This is a genomic window from Marinobacter sp., assembly GCF_040904845.1.
Classification (GTDB): Bacteria; Pseudomonadota; Gammaproteobacteria; order Pseudomonadales; family Oleiphilaceae; genus Marinobacter.
The window spans coordinates 1-21,900 of sequence record NZ_JBBDSR010000070.1; the positions used below are offsets into that span (position 1 = coordinate 1).

A 21,900-nucleotide genomic window follows, 5' to 3' on the forward strand; every position below is an offset into this window, starting at 1 on the left:
TTTATGTATAACCGGAACCTGGCGGATCCCGATGGCCACGTTTGGGAGGCGATGTGGATGGATATGTCAGCTTTTCCCGCTGGTGGCCAGGCGGGCTAAACGTTTTTGGTTCCCTTATGTTGAATGTCTCGACAATAGCTTGTGCTCTCTCCATTCTGGTCGGGCTTGGCTTGATGAAGGCTGGAAAAGGAGGAAGTACATGCTGGAAAAACGCATTCCGCCCCTGGCTCTGGTTGTGATTGTGGCGTTTGCGATGTGGGGCATCGCAGCCGTGAGCCCTCCCATCAAGATCGGTGACACGCTCCGTTTGTTTGTTGCTGCCGCCCTGTTTCTACTGGGCACGCTCTTCCCGCTGGCCGGCGTGATCTCGTTCCGGCGTGCAAATACCACCATATGAATCACTTTCAGATTGCTCCTGAAGAGCGAGCCCTACGGGCGTTGTTCGGTGATGAATTCCGGGCCTATGAGCAGCGGATTCGTCGCTGGCTATGAACGCCGTAAATCTGACAGATTTATTTTTTGCCCCTGGCCGTAAGTTCAGGGATCATCGTTTAATAACGCCACAATTCCTTCAAAACCAAACAAGAAGTTATTATCTCTATGACGGAATCCAAACAGGTCACCGGCCTCTCACCAGACTATCTTACTCGCATTGCAGACCATCTTGACCGGCGCTATATCCAACCGGGGAAATTGCCCGGCGCGCTGACACTGGTGGCCCGGCGTGGGGAAATTGCCTATCTGAAAGCCCAGGGGCTGATGGATGTGGAGCGCAACAAGCCGGTCTGCCGGGATACGGTTTTCCGCATTTATTCCATGACCAAGCCGATTACGTCTATCGCCATGATGCAGCTCTATGAGCAGGGGCGGTTTTTGCTGGATGATCCCGTACACAAGTATATTCCGGCCTGGAAAAACCTGCGGGTTTACAAAAGCGGTGTTTATCCCAACTTCCTGACCACACCCGCCACCAGCACCATGACCATTCGCGACCTGTTCACCCATATGTCAGGCCTGACCTACGGGTTTATGAACCGCACCAACGTTGACGCTGCTTACCGGGAGCTGAAGCTGGATGGCAGCCGGAATATGACGCTGGAAGCGCTGGTCGATCAGCTGGCGGAACTGCCGCTGGAGTTCTCACCGGGTACCGCCTGGAACTATTCGGTCAGCACGGATGTGCTGGGGTATCTGGTGCAGTTGCTGGCTGATAAGCCGTTTGATGAGTATCTGCGCGAGCATATCTTTGAACCTTTGGGCATGCGCGACACCGGCTTCCAGGTTCGTGACGATCAGCTTGACCGCTTCGCCGCCTGCTATCAGTACGATCCCGTCGATCAGTTCAAGCTGCAGGACGATCCGCAGACGTCCCCTTTCCGGCACGAAAGGAAGTTTTTGTCTGGCGGCGGCGGGCTGGTTTCCACCATTGACGATTATTTCCACTTTGCCCAGGCGCTCTGTCAGGGCGGGGAGTTTGGCGGGCGGCGGATTATTGGTCGAAAGACTCTGGAATTCATGCGTCGCAATCATCTACCCGGCAATCAGGACCTGCCAGGCCTCTCCGTCGGTGCGTTCAGCGAGACACCTTATGCCGGGAGTGGCTTCGGTCTGGGCTTTTCAGTAAAGACTGACGTCGCCCAATCCCAGATCAACGGATCGGTCGGCGAGTATGGTTGGGGTGGCCTGGCGAGCACTAACTTTTTTATCGATCCTGTGGAGGAACTGGTGGTGATCTTCATGACGCAATTGATCCCCTCATCGACTTACCCGATCCGTCAGGAGTTGCGGGCTATTGTTAATGGCGCGTTGGTGTAACGGTTTCCTGGGTTCCGTGGGCCGGGTTTAACCCGCAAGATACCGGTCCAGAACCTGAAAGAAATGTTTCAGTTTCAGGGGCTTGGTCAGGTAGTCGTCGAAGCCGGCGGCCTTGCCCCGTTGGATGTCTGCGGGCAAGGCATGGGCGGTCATGGCGATGATGGGCACGCCCGCCAATGCCGGTTTCGCCTTCAGTATTTCTAATACCTGAAAGCCGTCCATTTCCGGCATGCTGAGATCCAGCAGGATAACCGCCGGCTTGAGGGTGGTCGCCAGTTCAATGCCTTTCTCCGGGGAATCTGCAGGCACCATCCGGGCCTTACCATGGCGGCGGATGAATTGCTCCACCAGCATGAGATTGACCGGGTTGTCCTCGATGTACAGCACGATGTCTGACGGTTGCTGCGGTGCTGCTGCGGAATCAGCGGCGGGCTTTTCCGCCGGAGTTTCCGGCACCGGAACCTTTGGCTGGCATTCGGGCAGCTCTATCCAGAACGTACTGCCTGCGCCGACCTTGCTGCTGATCCCCAGGGTTCCGTCCATGGCTTTGACGATCTGCCGGGTGATCGTCAGGCCAATGCCTGTGCCTTCAATGCCGCTGTCCTCGCTCTGCAGACGGTGAAAGGGGGCGGCCAAGCCAGCCAGATCCTCAGGGTCGATGCCTGGCCCAGTATCGGAAATGGACAAACGCACCTGGGCGTGGTTGTTCTCCTGAACGCGCTGAACATTCACGGTAACCTCACCGCCGTCGCGGTTGTACTTGATGGCATTGGAGACCAGGTTCAGCAGCACCTGATTAAGGCGGGTGCGGTCGGCTATCACGCCCAGGTTTGCGGTACCGGTGAGGCGGCACTGTATGCCTCGCTTGTCGGCCAGTGGCCGCACCAGTCTCAGTACGCCTTCAATGGCCGTGGTGACCGGAACCGGCTCCAGTGACAGGTCGATCTGCCCCGCTTCCACCCGCGCCAGGTCAAGAACCTCGTTGATCAGTTCGAGCAGATGATGACCCGCTTTGATGATTTCGTCGACACCGCTCCTGTGGCTTTCGGGAAAAGCTGGGTCGGCTTTCATGATCTGGCTGAAACCAAGAATGGCGTTCATTGGGGTGCGCAACTCGTGGCTCATGCTGGAAAGAAATCGGGATTTTGCCCGGTTTGCCTCCTCGGCCATGTCCCGGGTCTGGTTCAGTTCTTTGTACAGCTTGTCGCGCTGAACGGCTCGAAACAAGCTCCAGTAGATGTATTCTTCTCCCGGCCGGTCGATTACCGCATTCACCACCACGGGCACGCGTTCAGCGTCGGAGCTGAGTATCTCCAGCAGAATCTCTTCCACTTTTCCTTCATGTTTGAGCATGGGCAGCATAAAACTGTCGAGAATGATGCGGGATGCGGGGGTGAGCACGGAGGCAAGAGCTTGCCCAACCAGGGTGCCGCTGGTGAAACCCAGCCGGTTATAGAAATACGGGTTCGCAAACACAATCATTCGATCACCCGGCGTGCCCGGCCCCGTGGTTACCAGGCAACCGCAGGGGAACTTTTCAGGGCCGAATTCGGCAAACGCCTGCATTCAGCGACTCCGGTCGGCGCAAAAACGTTCAATGACATCCGCCACTTCGGCAGGGTGAGTCATATGGAGGCAGTGGCCCTCCCCCTTGATCAACGAAAACGTACTGCCAGGCATCCGTTCATGCATGTAAAGACCAATCCTTTGCTCGGCCAAGGCGTCGGTTTCGCTCTGCAGAATCAGCGCGGGGTGCTTTGCATCGGGAAGGATGTGGCGATAATCCGAAAAGAACGTCGCCCGGGCGAAAGCCCTGGCAGCTCTGATATCGGTAGAACAGAAGCTTTTGGCCAGATCATCAATCAGTTCTGGTGGTGCTTCGCGTCCCATGATCAGCGGGGCCATGAAGCTGGCCCAGCCCAGATAATTTCTCTCCATCAGGTCAAGGAGTTCCTGGAGGTCCTCCCGCTCAAAGCCGCCCAGGTAGTCGGGGGGTATATTCAGGAAACAGGGAGAGGGACAGATCATCACCAACCGGTTAAAGAGGACCGGATTTTCCTGGGACGCAATAAGACCGATCATGCTGCTCACCGAGTGGCCCACGAGCACCACGTCCTGAAGTTCAAGTGCCTCACAAATCTCGGTGATGTCTCTCGCATAGCCCTCCAGTGACCCGTAGCGATCCGGATCAAACGCCGATAGTTCCGAACCGCCTGACCCAACATAATCAAAAAGCACCAATGTGTAATGCTCTCGCAAGCGTGGTACCAGGTATCGCCACATGGTCTGATCGCAACCAAACCCATGGGCAAGCATCATAGTGCGCGGTCCATCTCCAATCAGGTGGACGTTGTTCCTGCGCACAATTTTCTGTCGGTTCATCGACCACTCCTTGCGCCGCTGACTCACGTCGGGCACCTCTGATTTAAGCATAGACCCAAGGCAAAAGAGCGTCCAAGGCGGAAACGGGGCAAAACCCGCCACGCCCCATTCCCATGAATGCCATTCATGCTAGTCTGAGCGCAAACCATCCGAATATAACAAGGCAAAACCCATGCGAAAGAATATCCTGATCACCGGTGCCAGTACCGGTCTTGGCGAAGGCATGGCCCGCGAATGGGCCGCCAAGGGCTGCAACCTTGCACTGTGTGCGCGGCGGGCCGATAAGCTGGAGGCGCTGCAGCGGGAATTGCAGCAGGCCTACCCCAACATTCGGGTGTTGGTCCGGGGGCTGGATGTGTGCGATTACGATCAGGTATTTGAGGTGTTCCGGGGGTTCCGGGAGGAGCTGGGCAGTCTAGATCGCGTGGTGGTGAATGCGGGCATTGGCAGTTCCCAGCCAATCGGGCGCGGGCACTTTGCCGCCAACCGACACACGGCAGAAACCAACTTTATCGCGGCCATCGCCCAGAGCGAGGCGGCCATGGAAATTTTCCGGGAACAGAACAGCGGCCATCTGGTGCTGATGTCATCGGTCAGCGGTGTTCGTGGGTTCCGGGGCCCGCTGAACGTGTATGCCGCCACCAAAGCCGCCGTGGCCTCGCTGGCTGAGGGCCTGCAACTGGATACCCGGGGCAAGCCCATTAACGTCAGCAACATTCTGCCCGGCTACATTCTGACGGATATCAACCGCGGTACAGACAATGCCCCTTTCCGGGTGGACCTCAATACCGGCGTCAAGGCATTGGTGAAAGCCATTGATTCCGAAAAACGCCGCGCTTATGTGCCCTGGTGGCCCTGGACACCGCTCAGCTATGTACTGAAGGCGCTGCCTTTCGGTTTATTTGCCAGAGCCATGTGACCGGGTGCGTGCTTGAAAAGCATGGTTACTCTTTCACCTTTTCAAGGCGCAGTCACTGCGGTTCTCGACAACATGCCCCATAACACTGCCGGCCGTCAGCCTGAAGGTGGGCGCTATCTCCATCCCGGCGCTTTGTAGCGCCTTCGCGACCCATTTATTACTGGTATTGAGCAGGTGGTACCGGCCTTCGCCCCTGTAGAACTGGCTATCACCGTAAATCCCGCGCTCGAGTTCAACCAGGTTGTTGGCGGTCTCTCGGGCAAAGCTGTTGGACAGGTACCGGTTCAGGGCATCGGTGCCCTCAGCGCTCAGGCAAGTATCCACCACTTCGCTCCCCGCGAAGTACTCAACGGGAGAAACCGGCAATGCCACAACGTGCATAACAGTGCCCCGTGACCAGACTATCGCCCTCAGGGTCACACCTGCGGTGATCTCCCGGGCCTGGTAGAACCCCTCGTCACCCCAGCCAAGTTCGTAATACTCGGCCTCTGGGAACCGTTCTTTCAGGCCCGGGATTGATAGGTTGAGGTCTTCAGCGGCAATAACGAGCCCTACATGCCAGCCATGGCTCACAACGTACACTCTGTTTGTGAGAGCGCTGTCTGCCGTGATGTTTGTGTCGATGCCATAGGGTTTCCCGGAGCACCCGTAAAGGGCGAGAAACACGATAAGCAGGCCGGCGGCTTTCATCCTGATACCCCATTGCAATTGGCTGCAGTAACCTACACTAACAGTACCAGGGCCTGGAAACAGGCTGGGGTGCAAGAGGAGAGCGCTATGGCTGGTGGTTGGTCAAAAGATGGTGCCGTTCAGGATCAAATTGATGCGAGCGTGGAGGACGCCGTGCAACGCGCGCGTAGCCAGCTGGTAACCGGGGAGAGCGCCACCCATTGTGAAGAGTGTGACCGTGCTATTCCCGAGGAACGGCGCACAGCGATTCCCGGAGTTCGCCTGTGTGTTGCGTGTCAGTCTGCTCTGGAAAAGCAGGCGCATTATTCAGGCGGCATTAACCGCCGTGGCAGTAAGGACAGTCAACTCCGGTAGCCTTCGGCGCTGTCGTCGCAGGATGAGGATCGGCCCATGGGGGAATGCCTGATAAAGGGCCGGCACCCCGAGCAACAGGGATCAGCGACTCGATAACCTGCCGTTGTATCGTTCGCCTGACGAGCGAGAAGCGTTCCAGCAGATCAACTTCGATGGCAGTCCTTGAAGTCCGGAAAATTGGGGCCAAACTAACAGGGCTCTATTGGTCCTTCGTGAATTCCAACCTGTAATGAGGCGTGTAGCGTGAGCGAACTCAATATCGCCCTGGCGCTGGTCGGCGCAACGGTCCTGTTGATCGGGATGGTGTCCCGGTTGCTTAACCGAAGCATCTTGTCTCTGCCCTTGCTGGCGTTCCTGCTGGGAGTGCTCGCGGGCCCCGTATTGGGCTGGCTGGACCCCGCCGGCTGGGGCCATGAGATGAAGATCCTGGAAGAAGTAGCTCGCGTGAGCCTGGGGGTCAGTCTCATGGGTATCGCCCTGCGTCTGCCGCCAAGATTCGTGTTCGACCACAGCCGGACCCTGATGGTCATTCTGGGGCTCGGGATGCCGCTGATGTGGTTGATAAGCAGCGGGCTGGCACTGGGATTTCTTGACGTGGCGCTAATGACTGCCCTTATGTTGGGGGCCTCAGTGTGCGCCACCGACCCGGTTGTCTCCAGCTCAATCGTCACGGGTGGCGTGGCAACCAAAAATTTGCCTGGCCGCTTCCGCCATACCCTGTCAGCGGAGGCCGCCCTGAACGACGGACTGGCCCTGCCGCTCGTCATGTTGCCGATTTTGCTGATCAAAAGTTCGCACACCGCGCTTCAGGAATGGTTTGTCCATGTTCTGGGATGGCAAGTACTGGGGGCGGTGGCCATCGGTGCCCTGATGGGCTACCTGGCCGGCACTGCCCTGCGCGTGGCAGAGGCCCGCGACCTGATTGACCAGCCCTCCTTCCTGGTCACTACCCTGGCGCTGACACTGCTGGCCTTGGGTGCCGCCAAACTTATGGGCACGGACAGCATTCTGGCTGTGTTTGTCACCGGCATTGCCTTCGATCAGCGGGTCGGGGGCAAAGACCGTAGTGAAGAGAGCGAAATCCAGGAGGCTGTTAATCTTTTCCTCACACTACCGGTATTCATGCTGGTTGGCCTGATGATCCCCTGGTCTGGCTGGCTGAATCTTGGCTGGGCCGGGCTGGGCCTGGCCCTGGCGACTCTGGTACTGCGCCGTCTGCCGATAATACTGCTGTTACGTCCTGTCATCCGGCTTTGGCGGGATCTGCCGGTGGCCTTGTTGGCTGGCTGGTTCGGGCCCATCGGCGTGGCAGCGGTTTTCTACGCCATGGTGGTGTACCACGAGACCGGCAATGAGACGGTCTGGGTGGGTGCCAGTCTGCTGGTGGCCGCCTCACTGGTGGTGCACGGCATGACTGCCGCACCGCTGGCGAAGTACTATGGCGGTCGCTATGGGAAGCGGTAGGAAACTGTAAAAGCCAGCAGTCGCGACATCATCCTTGGTATGGTCGAAAGTGCAGGATTCGTGCGCTCTTCCGGGACGATGGCTCAGGCAGGCCCTGCTCGCCAAGCAGGGCCTGCTGCAGACCGTGCAAACAGTCGTACATCATGCCCTGAATATCAAGCAGTGCCTTTACCGGACTGCCGGCTAACCGTCGCCGCGCATCAATCACAAACTGAAGGCCCCGCAGCCGGCGTTGATGGCACGCAGAACAGTCTTGGATGCGTGCTTCTATCAATTCTGCGCGCAATATCTCAAAGCCTTCCGGGTCACGCTGGAGCAATTCCCTGAGCTCATCGAACGTGGGCATATCCATAACGTCCCTGCCTGAATCTGTGTGGCCCAGGGTCTGTGCCCTGGCCTAGTTCAGAAGTTGTAACCCATGCCAACGGCGTAGTAGAGAATACCGTCGTCAAAATTATCATCCACTTCGCTCGAGCTGTCGAACAGGAATTGATATTGCACCGTCCCCTGCACGAATGTCTTGTTCAGAACGTAGTACTTCAGGCCGGCTTCAGGACCACCTGAGAAAGTTTCATCGGTACGATCACCGTAGTTGTAGCCCAGATTCGCACCAATATAGGGACGGAAATCGCTTCTGCCGAAATGATAGTCATAAAAGCCCACAGTCGCGCCATCAAAGTCCGTACTTTCGCCGTCACGGTCGGAGAAGCTGAGGGACTGACGCACGCCGAACAGACTTCGGTCGCTGTAGTATCGGCCGTAGCTTGCGGTCATGGCGAAGACGCTGTTATCCAGATCCTTATCGCTTTGACCCTGGCCGCTGATAGTGACTTCCCGGTCACCCTCCATTGCCTGAGCAAACACCAAAGAGGGGGCGATGGCTGCGGTTATAAGTAAGGACTTCAGTAGCTTGTGCATATGGTTTTCCTTTTGCGAATAAAAGTCTCGACAAGCGCCTGGAGCGCTATGCACCCACTAATGACGTGCAGAAGGCATGCCACCACCGGTTATGGCGTGTTTTTCTAGAAAAATATGCGAAGCAAGCAGTTACCTGTTGTATTAACCGCGTTTTCCTCATGGGATCGCGCCGGCGGCCTGGCAACGCCAGTTGGACTGATCGAGTAAAAATTACCGAGTTGGCGGTAGGTTTTACACAGTTTACGGCCCACCACCCTGGCCGAAACGCCTTTCTCCAACATGACCATTGTCTCTAGAAAATTCTTCAGGCTTGGGAACTTAAAGTAATTCCGGGTGTTCTTAGTTCTATCCGGCCAATGTTGGCTCGGTATCGGCCAAGTTCTTTCATTGTTGAACTTTTCAGCATCTACCAGGGGGAACAGCGAAATGAAAAATATACTGCACGTATTGCTTCTGACTGTCGTTGTTAGCACTCTGAGTTCTTGCGCAGGATTCCGTGAGCCCACCTACGGTGAGCAGATTCAGGATGAGGGCACTGCGCTGAGAGTGGTAGGCGAACAGTGGTCCGAGGGTGAGGCATTGGTGGGAAAAGGTGAGAAACGGATCAGGGACGGTCAGGAAAGAATTCGCGAGGGCGAGCGCATGGTAGAAGAAGGCCGTGAAATGACCCGCGAAGGCACCAAGCTGATGCGCGATTCCAAGGTTCGTTACGAACAGGGGGGCGGTGATTCCGCCTACTGAAGCAATTAAGAACTGACTTACAAGGCTTCCAGACATTGTTATGACGTTTTCCCGACTCTACGAACAGGCCGTTATTCAGAAAGGCGGCGAATCTGAAATACGCGCCCGGTTACCCAGAGTTTCGGAACCGGGCGAACTGGAAGCTCTGAGTGATGACCGCTTTTTGTCAGAATTGACCCGTTGTGTGTTCAAAGCGGGCTTTGTCTGGCGGGTGATCGATAACAAGTGGCCAGGGTTTGAGGCCGCCTTCGACGGGTTTGTGCCGGTTTACTGGCAGCAGGTGCCGCCGGAGGTGCTGGAGCGGTTGTCTGGTGATGAGCGGATTGTGCGCAACACCCAGAAAATCCTCACGGTACCGGAAAACGCCCGGATGATTGTGGATGCCTCCCGGGAGCACGGGAGTTTCGGGCGATTCCTCGCGGACTGGCCCAGCAGCGACCAGGCCGGACTGTTGCTCTGGCTGAAACGCAACGGAGCCCGGCTGGGTGGCAACACCGCCCAGTATTTTCTACGCTGGGTCGGCTGGGACGGTTTTATCCTCTCCCGGGATGTCATTGCCGCGTTGTATCGAGAAGAGATGCTGGACGCCTCGCCCGGCAGCAAAAAAGGGCTGATGCAGGCACAGCAAGCCTTCAACCGTTGGCACGAGGAAACAGGCCTGCCCTACAGCCACCTATCGAGAATCCTGTCGATGACGGTGGATTGATCAATTAGCCGTCTGCACGCCCGTATCCGCCCGTTCAGAATGCCCCAGCGAATGCAGTAATGACTGTTACGCGGTTGGTCATGGGAATGGGTTACCCTCCAATACCTGAACTTGACGTCAGGTTTAATTTTTGTTTATCCTGCATGACACACTTTGGAATCCGCTATGAAACCAGCACCCAGACAGCAAAGAGCCATCCGCAAACGCAACGCGCTACTGGCCGCCGCGTTCGGTGAATTTTCCGTTCATGGCTTTGAGGCCACCACGGCGAAGTCCATTGCCGACCGCGCTGGCGTTGCCACGGGCACCTTCTATCAATATTTCCACAACAAGCACGACGTGCTTCTGGAAATCACCCGCCAGCGGTTTGCTGAACTGCACGATCACCTCACCGTGCCGAAGGCGCGGCTTGAGTTAACGCCTGGCGCTGGCACCAACATCCGTGATGTTTTCCGCCAGGCACTTGGATTTCTCTATGATTTGCATCAGCAGGAATCCGGGCTTCATGACGTGCTGGAGTATCGCCGACGGGTAGACCCTGCCCTGGAACAGCTGATGGACGAGGGCGAAGCAGTGCTGATGGAGCGGGTGCGGGCATTCGTTGCCCGGTATGTGCGGGACGATGTGGAAACCACCGCGTTCTGCCTGTTTGCCATGGCCGAGGGCATCGTTCACCGGCATGTTTTCCAGGGGCATGACGATGTAAAGCGGGACGACCTGATCGAGAAAGGCACGCAAATACTGGCCGCCTATTTTGAAAGCCAGACCAACATTCAGAACCACAAAACGTGAGACCATCATGAACAACGCTGCAACAGACTCTGTTACCTGGGATTACCTGATTCACGGTGCCAAGGTTTTTGACGGCACCGGCGAGTTGCCCCGCCGCGAGGACATCGCCATTGCCGACGGCAAAATAGCCGCCCGGGGCGAAGGACTGGACCCAAACAGTGCACGCAAGGTTATCGATGGCAGCGAATACTGGGCCATGCCCGGGCTGTTTGATATCCACACCCATTACGATCTCGAGCTGGAAGTTGCACCGGGGCTGCCGGAATCCGTTCGTCACGGCACCACCACCGTGGTCATCGCCAACTGCAGCCTGGGGCTGGCTTTTGGTTCCCAGCGCAAGGACGGCGCTGACCCGATTGTGGACTGCTACGCCCGGGTCGAAAATATTCCAAAAGAGGTGCTTCGCGCCACCGCGGACAAAGTGGACTGGGAAAACCCGAAGGCCTACCTGCAGCACCTGAACAAGCTCAGCCTCGGCCCAAACCTGGTGACCATGCTGCCCCATTCCATGCTCAGAATTGAAGTAATGGGCTTTGACGCCAGCATCTCCAGAGAGCCCACCGAAGACGAGTTGCAGGCGATGGAGGCACTGCTGGAACAGGCGCTGGATGACGGTTACGCTGGCTTTTCCACCGACGCCCTGCCTTTCCACTATCTGGCGAACCAGCCCAATACCCGCAAGACCATTCCCACCCAGTTTGCCAAGTACGCCGAAATCAAACGGTTGACGGACGTGGTGCGTCGCAAAGGCGGCGTGTGGCAGGCAACGCCACCCAAGGACAGCACCATTGGCACCCTCAAAACCTTTTTGCTCAGCTGCGGCCGGCTCCACGGCAAACCGCTGAAAACCACGGTGGTGGCGGCACTGGATGTGCAGAGCAATCGCAAGATCATACGGCTGGCCCGCTTGCTGGCGCGGGTACTTAACTCCCGCTTGCTGAAGGGCGACTTTCACATGCAGGCCCTGGCTGCGCCCTTCAAGGTCTGGTCCGATGGCGCGGTAACGCCGCTGTCCGAGGAAATCGAAGAGCTGCGGATTCTTAACGAAACCGAACTGGAAGACCGCGAAGGCCGGATGAAAATCCTCAACGATCCAGAGTACATTCAACGCTTCAAGGCGATGTGGATGAGCGGCAAAACCGGTTTCGGCCTGAGCCGCCTCAAACGCCTGTTACGGCTCGAAGATTATGCGTTCAACCGCACTCTGGAAGACATGACCATCGACGTCTGCCCGCTCAAAGCGTGGGAAGGCAAAACCTTTGCGGACGTGTTTGACCGGGTAAAGGCCGCCAACTCAGACGAGGCCGTCCAGGGGGGGGGAGCAGAGACCACCCTGCTGAAAGATTACTTCACCAACGTAAAGGACGAAGGCGATTTCGTGCTGGCCATGCTGCGGGCGTTTGACCGGGATCTGAGCTGGCACACCGTTTCCGCCAACCGCGACGAAGGCATGGTGCGCAACCTGTTGATGGACCGCCAGCTACTGCCAGGATTTAATGACAGCGGGGCTCACCTGACCAACATGGCGTTTTACGATGGCAACCTGAGGGCGCTGAAGATGGCCTCCGACGGTGGCGATATCGATGTGGCCTACATCGTCCGCCGCCTCACCCGTGACCCGGCTCGCGTGTTCGGGGTGAAAGGAGGCAGCATGGAAGTGGGCGATCAGGCAGACCTGACGTTGATCGATCCGTCTGCTCTGCGGCGTTTGGACCACAACAACACGGTTAAGCGCCAGTACCGCGACGAGTTCCAGCACGAACAGCTGGTTAACCGCACCGACGGCGTGGTGCCACTGGTGATGATCGCTGGCCATCCGGCCTGGCAGGGGGATGATTTTGATGCCTCACTAGGCAGCAGGAAAATGGGGACGGTGCTGGAGACAACGTTTTAATCCGTTGTTAAGTTCACACTATCCGCAGATCCAGCACGAAAGCCCTGGGAGCAGTTGCTTCCGGGGCTTTCATCTCCGGTGTTACGGGCGCGCTTCCAGAACAATGTTGAACGGCGTTTCCGCCGCCCGGCGTACGTGTCGGAAACCACCCTCCTTGATGACTTCCGTCAGTTTACGCTCGCCAGCCTGGGCACCAAGCGCGAGCCCCGTCTGTTGCGCCAGGGCCGTAGGCACGCAGATGCTGGTCGAGGCTGCGTAGAACAACCGCCCTACCGGGTTGAAATTATCACTCAGCTCATCGCCGGCCATAGGCTCCACGATCATCCAGGTACCGTCCGGCTTGAGCTGCCTGACTATGTGGGCAGCAGCCCCAACCGGGTCGCCCATGTCATGCAGGGCATCGAAGCAGGTCACAAGATCAAAATCACCCTCTTTGAAATCGGCCGCCGTTGCCTGTTCAAAGCGAAGCCGACCGGAATCCAGGCCCTCCTCATCACGATGCTCGTTGGCAGCTTCAATGGAGCCACCGTGGAAGTCGTAACCGATGAAGGTCGAATTCGGAAATGCGGTCGCCATCAACAGCGTTGAATGACCATGGCCGCAGCCGATATCAGCCACCTTTGCACCCCGTTCGAGCTTTTCGACCACGCCGTCCAGCGCCGGCAACCAGTTCTGCACCAGATTGTGCACGTAGCCCGGGCGAAAGAACCTCGCCACCGCGCAGAACATGCACGGAGCCTGGTCACCCCAGGCCACGCCCTCCCCCGTGCGAAATGCATTTCTCACCTTGGGCTCGTTCTCAAAGGTGGTGAAGGCGTTCTCAAAGCCCCCCATCATGTAAACCGGGCTGTCTTCGTCGGCGAACACCATCGCTTGTTCCGGGGGCAACCGGAACCGTTTGGTTGAGGCGTCGTAGTCCAGATAGTTTGAGGCGGCGTGATGGGCCAGCCATTCACGAAGATACCGCTCAGAATAGCCGGTACGTTCGGCCAGTTCCGCCGAAGTGGCGGGGCCTCCGCTCTGCAACTCCCGATACAGCCCGAGTTTATCTCCAATCTTCACCAGCGCCGCACTGTACGCGCCTCCCAGGTCACCAAGCACCTGCCCCACAAAGGCATTGAGCTTGTTTTCATCAAACATTTGAATGGCTTCCATGATCTTTCTCCCTGAAACAGTAAAGGTATGAGTCTGTCGCAGCAGCGAACGTACACTCTTCCCTTTCAGAAACCGGGCGCGCGGCAGGCAGTACTATAGTGGGAGGATAGGTCTTCCGGATGAATGATCATCCGTCCGGAGCGTATGACTGTTCTACCGGATTTGTTGAACCGACCGCTCACGACGCCAGGTCGCGGGTGGCTGGCCCACGGCACGTTTGAAGGACCGGCTGAAGGCTTCTTCCGATTCATAGCCCACTTCATGGGCGATGGTGGCCATCTTGGCATTGCTCTCGACCAACAGATTGGATGCAATCTGAATGCGCCAGCATCTCAGGTAATGCATCGGGGGTTGACCGACCAACTCGACAAACCGCTCCTGCAGCGCGGAGCGTGAAAGACCAGCATGGTCAGAGAGTTTTGCCAGCGTCCAGGCTTCCGCCGGCCGGCTGTGCATCAGGCTGAGAACTCGGGCAACGTGTCGATCCCGCAGTGCGGCGAGCCATCCGGTCTGGCTTTTTGGCACGGAACTCAGGTAAAGCCGGACCAGATCAACTAACATCATTTCGCTCATCCGTTCGAGAACGGCTTCACCACCGGGCCTGGCCCCACGGGACTCCGTTTCCGCAAGCCTGGCGAGCTGACCGGCCCAGCTGTCCTCCGACAACTCGCTGGCTCGGGCATGAATCACCCTTGGTAATGCGGAAAGCATAGGATTGAACGGACCGCTGTCGCAGCCCAGAAAGCCGCACAGCAACGTGGCAGCGGGCGGATAAGAGGCGATTTCAGTTTGAGGGGCGGCCGGCTGAATGCGTTTATCATCTTGTTGGCGAACCATGAACGGTAAGCCGGTGCGCAGCTTCAGATTGGCAATCAGGAACGGAAGGTCCGGTTCTGCCCGCAAGCCAGGGACACTGGACATCACGTGGGCATCCCCGTGGGGAAAGAGCACGACATCCCCCGCATTCATTTGAAACGGTGGCTCCCCTGTTATACCGGCCCAACAGGTGCCACCCACCACGACATGGTATTCCATCAGGTGTTCGGACCCCGGCATCACGGCATTGGCAATCAGCGCAGAAGCGGGTGCCTCGGTGACCCAGGTGCCCACACATTCGACATTGAAAAACAGAGCCCCGCGCAGGCGAATACGGCGAAGTAATCCGGAAAGCACATCCTCACTCATGGTGGTTGCTCCGGTCATTGAAGGTTGCCGAGACTAACACCTGAACGTCTGATCAAACCCTATTCAACCATAACCTGAGACGGAAAGCGCTCAGAGCTTCCTCACCGTCACTTAATGTTCAAACGTCTACTGGAAATCGGAGGCTTTTCCTGTAATTTGGACGTTTCATAGCAAACTCAGGGTACCGCGGGAGCGCATAACGTGTCAGATTCCGAACAGTTCGCCAGTGATAATTACAGCGGAATATGCCCCGAGGCCTGGAACTCGATGGCGGCGGCCAACCGGATGGATGAACCGGCCTACGGTGAGGATCGCTGGACCACGAGAGCGGCAGACGGCCTGCGGGATCTGTTCGGTACCGACTGCGACGTGTTTTTTGTGTTCAACGGCACCGCCGCCAACTCCCTGGCTTTGGCGTCTATCGGGCAGTCCTTTCACAGCGTGATCTGCCACGAACTGGCTCACATCGAGACCGATGAGTGCGGTGGGCCGGAATACGCGTCCAATGGGGCAAAACTGCTCCTTGGCGAAGGCCGCAATGGCAAACTCACACCCCAGAGCATTGAACACCTGGTCACCAAGCGCACCGACATTCATTACCCCAAACCCAAGGCGGTCAGCATTACCCAGGCCACCGAAGTGGGCACGGTGTACACCCCGGACGAATTGCGCGCCATCCGCGCGGTGGCTGACCGGCACAAACTGAATGTCCATATGGACGGAGCCCGCTTTGCCAATGCGGTCGCCGCCCTGGGCGTGCACCCGTCTGAAATCACCTGGAAAGCCGGCGTGGATGTGCTGTGTTTTTCCGGCACCAAAAACGGACTGGCTCTGGGGGAGGCGGTGATTTTCTTTAACCGCCAGCTGGCCGAGGATTTTGAATGGCGCTGCAAGCAGGCCGGGCAACTGGCCTCCAAGATGCGATACATCTCGGCCCCCTGGTGTGGCCTGCTGGAAAACGATGTCTGGCTGAGCAATGCCCAACACGCCAACGCCTGCGCTGCCCGCCTTGCGGAAGGGCTTCAGGGCTTGCCCGGGGTTTCCTTGCGCTACCCGCGCGAGGTCAACGGGGTATTTGTGGATCTGCCCGAACCCCTGCAGGCCGCTCTGCGTGATCGCGGCTGGCGCTTCTACGATTTCATCGGGGGCAGCTCACGGCTGATGTGTTCCTGGTCGACCAGCGAGCAGCAGGTCGACCGGTTTCTTGCCGATGTGAAGTCGCTTTGTGAACGCCCCTAAAAACTGGATAATGGCCGCCACTAACGTCACGTCGCGCCACATTCTTCAATCCAGGTGAATCTGTAATGGAAATCAACGTCAACTTTCTCGACAACCTCAGACTTGAAGCCAAGTTTGATGATTTCACTGTCATTACCGACCAGCCCATTCGCTACAAGGGCGATGGTTCCGCGCCCAGCCCGTTTGATTACTTCCTGGCATCGTCTGCCTTGTGTGCGGCCTATTTCGTGCGGGTGTACTGCAAGGCACGGGACATTCCCACGGAGAACATCCGCCTGTCCCAGAACAACATCGTGGACCCGGAAAACCGCTACAACCAGATCTTCAAAATTCAGGTGGAATTGCCGGAAGACATCTCCGATAAAGATCGGCAAGGTATCCTGCGGTCAATTGATCGATGCACGGTCAAGAAAGTGGTGCAAACCAACCCGACCTTCGAGATCGAAACCGTCGACAACCTCGGCTCAGACGCCCAGGCCCTGCTGATGACCCAGCCCGAGGGCGGCACCCAAACCTTTATTGAAGGCAAAGATCTGCCCCTGGAGCAGACCATCGCCAACATGACCCGCATCCTCGAGGATCTGGGCATGAAAATCGAGATTGCCTCCTGGCGCAACATTGTGCCCCATGTGTGGTCACTGCACATTCGCGATGCGGCCTCACCGACGTGTTTCACCAATGGCAAAGGGGCCACCAAGGAAAGCGCTTTGTGTTCAGCGCTGGGCGAATTCATCGAACGGCTGAACTGCAACTTCTTCTACAACGACCAGTTTTTCGGGGAAGACATCGCCAACAGCGAGTTCGTGCATTACCCGAATGAAAAATGGTTCAGGCCGGGTCCCGATGACGAGTTGCCGGAGGGCATTCTGGATGATCACTGCCTGGCGATCTACAACCCGGATGGCGAGCTGTTTGGCTCCAACCTGATTGACACCAACTCCGGCAACACCGAACGCGGCATTGTATCCCTGCCCTACGTACGTCAGTCAGACGGCGAGGTGGTGTATTTTCCGTCAAACCTGATCGAGAACCTGTTCCTCAGCAACGGCATGAGTGCCGGTAATACTCTGCAGGAAGCCCAGGTTCAGTGTCTCTCGGAAATTTTTGAGCGGGCGGTGAAGAAGCAGATCATCGAAGAAGAGCTCGCACTGCCGGACGTGCCCATGCACGTGTTGGAAAAATATCCAAACATCCTGGAAGGCGTTCAGGCACTGGAAGCCCAGGGCTTCCCCACTCTGGTCAAGGATGCCTCCCTCGGCGGCCAGTTCCCGGTGATGTGCGTCACCCTGATGAACCCCCGCAACGGCGGTGTGTTCGCCTCTTTCGGTGCCCACCCGAGCTTTGAAGTCGCCCTTGAACGAAGCCTGACCGAACTGCTTCAGGGCCGCAGTTTCGAGGGCCTGAACGACGTGCCACCGCCCACGTTCAACAGCCTGGCGGTCACCGAGCCCAACAACTTTGTGGAACACTTTATTGATTCCACGGGGGTGGTGTCATGGCGCTTCTTCAGTGCGAAGTCGGATGTGGAATTTTGTGAATGGGATTTTTCCGGCACCACCGCCGAAGAAGCCGCGGGCCTGTTCAGCATTCTGGAGGACTTGGGCAAGGAAACCTACGTGGCCGTATACGAAGAGCTGGGCGCACCGGTGTGCCGCATCCTGGTGCCTGGCTATTCGGAAGTGTATCCGGCGGACGACCTGGTGTGGGACAACACCAACAAGGCGCTGGATTATCGCGAGGATATCCTCAACCTGCACCGCCTGAGCGATGATCAACTGAGCGATCTGGTGGAGCGCCTGGAAGAAAGCCAGATGGATGACTACACCGACATCATCACCCTGATCGGTATTGAATTCGATGAGAACACGGTATGGGGGCAGCTCACCATTCTTGAGCTGAAGCTGCTGATCAATCTGGCTCTGCAGCAACATGAAGAAGCCCTGGAGCGGGTGGAGACCTTCCTGCAGTTCAATGACAACACCGTGGAGCGTAATCTGTTTTACCGCGCCGTGAGCGCGGTGCTGGAAATCACCCTCGATGATGAACTTGAGCTGGCGGATTTTCTGGTCAATCTGCAGCGAATGTATGGCGAGGACACCATCACCAATGTGGTGGGCCTGGTGACTGGCGAGGTCCGTTTCCATGGTCTGACACCGACCAGTATGCGGTTGGAGGGTCTGGATAAGCACCTGCGCCTGGTCGACAGCTATAAAAAGCTTCACGCGGCCCGAGCAGCAAAAATTGTCTAAGCTTATTTGTGTTAATTCACATCAATTTTCTTTACAGGCTTGTAACTCACACCTATGCCGTTATTCTGGAGGGTAGGTATTAACCGAGGTACGAGCCATTTTTCATCCTCAATCAGCAGTCGGTCTTGATACACCCCCCTCTTCCGGCGAGGCCGTTCCGGTCTCGCCAGCGGCATCTTTGCTGCACTCTTCAAAACCCGAAAAGGAGAACAGATCATGCGAAAGCTAATGCCTGTTGCTGCGCTTTGCGCGCTATCCGTCCCGGCAATCGCCCAGGCGGATTGCGGTGAAGTGTCGATCACTGAAATGAACTGGGCCTCCAACACGGTTGTCACCAACGTCGCCAAATTCATTATGGAAGAAGGGTATGGCTGCGACGTCACTATCGTGCCCTCGGACACCGTGCCTGCTGTCACTTCGGTTGCCGAAAATGGCGAGCCGGATATCGTGACCGAACTCTGGCTGAACTCCGCCGGTGAGGCTTACCTGCGCCTGGAGGAAGAAGGCAAGATTGAGCGGCTGGCGAAAGTGCTTGATCCCGGCGGTGTCGAAGGCTGGTGGATTCCGACCTATCTGGCGGAGAAGCACCCTGAGCTGACAACCATTGAGGGCGTCATGGAAAACCCCGAGCTGGTGGGCGGAACCTTCAACAACTGTCCGAGCGGGTGGGGCTGCCGTGTGGTCAGTGACAACCTGATCCGAGCGCTGGATCTCCAATCGTCCGGTATTGAAGTGTTTAACCACGGTTCCGGTGAGACCCTGGCGTCGTCCATGGCCTCCGCAGTGCAGGATGAAGAGCCCTGGTTCGGCTACTATTGGGGCCCGACCATTCCACTCGGCAAGTACGACATGACCCGCGTTGAGCTGGGTGAGTACAAGGAGGATGTGCACAGCCGTAACCAGACCCAGGATGCGGACAACCCCGGCGTGTCCGAATTCCCGGCGGCGACCATCCTGACTTCTGTCACCACCGACTTCAAAGATCGTGAACCGGAAGTGACCGAGATGCTCAGCAATCTCACGTTCAAAACCGACACCATGAGCGGTCTGTTGGCGTGGATGGACGAGAATAACGCGTCTGCGGAGGAAGCTGCCGTGTACTTCCTGAGCAACAACAGCGACGAATGGTCCAACTGGCTGAACGAGTCCGCCCGTGAGCGCCTCGCTGCCGTGCTGAACTGATAGCCGTCCTGCCGTGGCAGGGCCGGAACATCGGCTCTGCCCACTCCGGCTGCCGGAGTACTGCACCACAACCCATTATCCGTAATGCGCAGGGGACACTGAACGCAAATGGCTAGCTATGATTTCCTGTTTTCATCACTCGGCCTTGAGCAGTGGTGTGCCGAAGGACAAAGCGATGCACCCATGACCATGGCGGCACTGCTTAGAAAATCTCAGGGCACCCAGGCGGAGCCCGACTCCCTCTGGGACCTGCCTTTTCCCTCCATGGATGCGCTTAATGCCTCCTGCGCGTCGTTTCCCAAATCCCGGGAACTGACCAGAGGCCTGGAAGAGGGCTTTCTGGCCATCAAGGACAGCCTCAGCATTGTGCTGGATCCACTGACTCAACCACTCAGTTGGGCCCTCGACGGTGCCCTCTACAGCATGCTGACTACGCCCTGGTGGATCGTCATCCCGGTGCTTCTGGCGGTGGTGTTTGTGGTCTCCAAATCCTGGAAGCTGGTGGCGTTCGTGGGTGCCAGCCTTGCCCTGCTGGCCTTTATCGATTACTACGACTACGCCATGCAAACACTGGCGATTATTTTTGTGTGCGCATTTCTGTGCGTGATGATCGGCGTGCCCATCGGCATTGCCATGTCCCGCAGTGACATGATGCAGCGGCTAACCATACCCGTACTGGATATGCTGCAAACGTTGCCCCCCTTCGTGTACCTGATCCCGCTGATCTTCCTGTTCAGTGTGACCGAATCCAAACTCTATGGCATCGCTATCATCCTCTACGCCATAGTGCCGGTGATCCGCCTGACCAACCTGGGTATCCGCCTGGTGGACAAGGATGTGATCGAGGCCGCCGATGCCTTCGGCATGACCAGCCGCCAGAAACTCTTCAAGGTTCAAATCCCCCTGGCCCTGCCCAACATCATGGCCGGCGTGAACCAGACCATCATGATGAGCCTGGCGATGGTAGTGATTGCCTCCCTGGTATCTGCTCCGGGCCTGGGTGTACTGGTGCTGCAGGGCATCCGTAATCTGGAGTTGGGCGTGGGCCTGGTGGCCGGCCTGGGCATCGTGATTCTGGCCGTCGTGCTTGACCGTGTGACCAAGGCGTCTCTGGCGCGCATCAACGCCTCACAGAAACAGTAAGGGAGCGAATTGTGGATCGGGATATCAAGATTTCCATCCGGAACCTGTACAAGATTTTCGGCCCCATTCCAGACGTTGCCCTGGCGTACGTTCGTCGGGGCATGGGCAAGGCCGAACTGCTTGAGAAGCACAACCATGTGCTGGGCCTTCAGGATATCAACGTGGATATCCGTGAGGGTGAGATTACCGTCATCATGGGGCTGTCCGGCTCGGGAAAATCCACCCTTATCCGCCATCTGAACAGGCTGATTGAACCAACCGCCGGGGAAATCCGCGTCGACGGTGATGATGTGCTGGCGTTCAACGAAGACAAGCTGCGCAAACTGCGGCGGGAACGAATGTCCATGGTGTTCCAGAAGTTTGCCCTGCTCCCCCACAAGACCGTGCTGGAGAACGCCGGCATGGCGCTGTTGGTGCGTGGCTATACCGTGGAGGAGTTTGAGGCAGACGCCAGAAAATGGTTGGCCCGCGTTGGATTGGAGGGCAACGAGAACCAGTACCCCCACCAGTTGTCTGGCGGCATGCAGCAGCGTGTTGGCATTGCCCGGGCGCTGGCGTCCAATTCACCCGTGATGCTGATGGACGAAGCCTTTTCCGCACTGGACCCGCTCATCCGCTCGGACATGCAGGACCTGCTGTTGGAGCTGCAGGATGAGCTTCAGAAAACAGTGGTGTTCATCACCCACGATCTGGACGAGTCGCTGAAGCTGGCCGACCACCTGGTCATTCTCAAGGACGGCTACATCGTCCAGCAGGGCGAACCTCAGGAAATCCTGATGAACCCGAACGACCCGTACATCATCGACTTTATCAGCGATATCAACCGGGCCCGGGTACTGCGTGTGCGCTCGATCATGAAGAGAACCACGGAAGCGCCGAAAACCTGCGCCGGCGATATCTCCGAGCGGGACAACCTGGAATCGGTGATTGCCAGGTCCGAAGGCGACACCGAGCTAACCTACCGGGTAATGCGAAAGGGCGAGCAAATCGGCGTTCTGAACATGAAGGATCTGGTCCGCGCGCTGGTACCAACGGACGGGGCAGCGGAGACCGAACAGCGGGTGCAGTGACC

The 21,900-nt window shown here is 57.4% G+C and carries 21 protein-coding genes; 14 read left to right on the top strand and 7 right to left on the bottom strand.

The genetic code is table 11. The features are described from left to right. Positions 1 to 199 precede the first annotated feature (199 nt). Both WD429_RS09165 and WD429_RS09170 read left to right on the top strand, forming a co-directional pair. Entirely contained in the window at positions 200 to 397 is a 198-nt protein-coding gene (locus WD429_RS09165) for a hypothetical protein (protein WP_368421875.1), read from the top strand. A gap of 203 nt (positions 398 to 600) precedes the next feature. Further along, positions 601 to 1,815 (top strand): serine hydrolase domain-containing protein, encoded by a 1,215-nt coding sequence (locus WD429_RS09170; RefSeq protein WP_368421876.1) that lies wholly within the window; start codon positions 601 to 603, stop codon positions 1,813 to 1,815. A gap of 27 nt (positions 1,816 to 1,842) precedes the next feature. Here WD429_RS09170 and WD429_RS09175 read toward each other — a convergent pair whose 3' ends face one another. Both WD429_RS09175 and WD429_RS09180 read right to left on the bottom strand, forming a co-directional pair. Next, entirely contained in the window at positions 1,843 to 3,381 is a 1,539-nt protein-coding gene (locus WD429_RS09175; protein WP_368421877.1) for an ATP-binding protein, read from the bottom strand. Further along, entirely contained in the window at positions 3,382 to 4,197 is an 816-nt protein-coding gene (locus WD429_RS09180; protein ID WP_368421878.1) for an alpha/beta fold hydrolase, read from the bottom strand. A gap of 172 nt (positions 4,198 to 4,369) precedes the next feature. On the opposite strand from WD429_RS09180, the gene WD429_RS09185 reads away from it, so the two are divergent. Then, a complete protein-coding gene (locus WD429_RS09185) occupies positions 4,370 to 5,116 on the top strand; it encodes an SDR family oxidoreductase (RefSeq protein WP_368421879.1) in 747 nt (248 codons plus the stop codon). A gap of 33 nt (positions 5,117 to 5,149) precedes the next feature. Here the strand turns inward: WD429_RS09185 and WD429_RS09190 are convergent, their stop codons facing one another. Further along, positions 5,150 to 5,806 (bottom strand): TIGR02117 family protein, encoded by a 657-nt coding sequence (locus tag WD429_RS09190; RefSeq protein ID WP_368421880.1) that lies wholly within the window; start codon positions 5,804 to 5,806, stop codon positions 5,150 to 5,152. Between the two features lie 87 nt (positions 5,807 to 5,893). Between WD429_RS09190 and WD429_RS09195 the strand changes: the two genes are divergently transcribed. Then, the gene (locus tag WD429_RS09195; RefSeq protein WP_368421881.1) at positions 5,894 to 6,160 is read left to right on the top strand and encodes a DksA/TraR family C4-type zinc finger protein; all 267 of its coding nucleotides are present in this window, start codon (positions 5,894 to 5,896) and stop codon (positions 6,158 to 6,160) included. 243 nt (positions 6,161 to 6,403) lie between these two features. Beyond that, complete coding sequence (locus WD429_RS09200; RefSeq protein ID WP_368421882.1) at positions 6,404 to 7,624, top strand: cation:proton antiporter; 1,221 nt, start codon at positions 6,404 to 6,406, stop codon at positions 7,622 to 7,624. A gap of 28 nt (positions 7,625 to 7,652) precedes the next feature. On the opposite strand, the gene WD429_RS09205 is transcribed toward WD429_RS09200, so the two are convergent. Next, positions 7,653 to 7,970, bottom strand: coding sequence for a DUF3135 domain-containing protein (locus tag WD429_RS09205; RefSeq protein ID WP_368421883.1), 318 nt, complete (start codon positions 7,968 to 7,970; stop codon positions 7,653 to 7,655). A 56-nt stretch (positions 7,971 to 8,026) separates the two neighbouring features. Then, the gene (locus WD429_RS09210) at positions 8,027 to 8,542 is read right to left on the bottom strand and encodes a hypothetical protein (protein ID WP_368421884.1); all 516 of its coding nucleotides are present in this window, start codon (positions 8,540 to 8,542) and stop codon (positions 8,027 to 8,029) included. Between the two features lie 426 nt (positions 8,543 to 8,968). Here WD429_RS09210 and WD429_RS09215 point away from each other — a divergent pair, with 426 nt between their 5' ends. The 4 genes from WD429_RS09215 (at position 8,969) to WD429_RS09230 (ending at position 12,675) form a co-directional block, all read left to right on the top strand. Beyond that, the gene (locus WD429_RS09215; RefSeq protein ID WP_368421885.1) at positions 8,969 to 9,283 is read left to right on the top strand and encodes a hypothetical protein; all 315 of its coding nucleotides are present in this window, start codon (positions 8,969 to 8,971) and stop codon (positions 9,281 to 9,283) included. Positions 9,284 to 9,323: 40 nt separating this feature from the next. Then, on the top strand, positions 9,324 to 9,989 hold the full coding sequence (locus WD429_RS09220) for a DNA-3-methyladenine glycosylase I (RefSeq protein WP_368421886.1): 666 nt from the start codon (positions 9,324 to 9,326) through the stop codon (positions 9,987 to 9,989). A 165-nt stretch (positions 9,990 to 10,154) separates the two neighbouring features. After that, a complete protein-coding gene (locus WD429_RS09225; RefSeq protein WP_368421887.1) occupies positions 10,155 to 10,781 on the top strand; it encodes a TetR/AcrR family transcriptional regulator in 627 nt (208 codons plus the stop codon). A 7-nt stretch (positions 10,782 to 10,788) separates the two neighbouring features. Then, positions 10,789 to 12,675, top strand: a complete 1,887-nt coding sequence (locus WD429_RS09230; protein ID WP_368421888.1) for an amidohydrolase family protein — start codon at positions 10,789 to 10,791, stop codon at positions 12,673 to 12,675. Between the two features lie 81 nt (positions 12,676 to 12,756). Here the strand turns inward: WD429_RS09230 and WD429_RS09235 are convergent, their stop codons facing one another. Further along, complete coding sequence (locus WD429_RS09235) at positions 12,757 to 13,815, bottom strand: class I SAM-dependent methyltransferase (protein WP_368421961.1); 1,059 nt, start codon at positions 13,813 to 13,815, stop codon at positions 12,757 to 12,759. 168 nt (positions 13,816 to 13,983) lie between these two features. Continuing rightward, entirely contained in the window at positions 13,984 to 15,033 is a 1,050-nt protein-coding gene (locus tag WD429_RS09240; RefSeq protein ID WP_368421889.1) for a cupin domain-containing protein, read from the bottom strand. A gap of 183 nt (positions 15,034 to 15,216) precedes the next feature. Here WD429_RS09240 and WD429_RS09245 point away from each other — a divergent pair, with 183 nt between their 5' ends. The 5 genes from WD429_RS09245 to WD429_RS09265 all read left to right on the top strand — a co-directional run bounded on the left by WD429_RS09245 (position 15,217) and on the right by WD429_RS09265 (position 21,898). Further along, positions 15,217 to 16,254, top strand: coding sequence for a low specificity L-threonine aldolase (locus tag WD429_RS09245; protein WP_368421890.1), 1,038 nt, complete (start codon positions 15,217 to 15,219; stop codon positions 16,252 to 16,254). 65 nt (positions 16,255 to 16,319) lie between these two features. Further along, positions 16,320 to 18,503, top strand: coding sequence for an OsmC domain/YcaO domain-containing protein (locus tag WD429_RS09250; RefSeq protein ID WP_368421891.1), 2,184 nt, complete (start codon positions 16,320 to 16,322; stop codon positions 18,501 to 18,503). Positions 18,504 to 18,719: 216 nt separating this feature from the next. Further along, a complete protein-coding gene (locus tag WD429_RS09255; RefSeq protein ID WP_368421892.1) occupies positions 18,720 to 19,685 on the top strand; it encodes an ABC transporter substrate-binding protein in 966 nt (321 codons plus the stop codon). Positions 19,686 to 19,793: 108 nt separating this feature from the next. Beyond that, complete coding sequence (locus WD429_RS09260) at positions 19,794 to 20,828, top strand: ABC transporter permease (RefSeq protein WP_368421893.1); 1,035 nt, start codon at positions 19,794 to 19,796, stop codon at positions 20,826 to 20,828. Between the two features lie 11 nt (positions 20,829 to 20,839). Beyond that, complete coding sequence (locus WD429_RS09265; RefSeq protein ID WP_368421894.1) at positions 20,840 to 21,898, top strand: glycine betaine/L-proline ABC transporter ATP-binding protein; 1,059 nt, start codon at positions 20,840 to 20,842, stop codon at positions 21,896 to 21,898. Positions 21,899 to 21,900 lie beyond the last annotated feature (2 nt).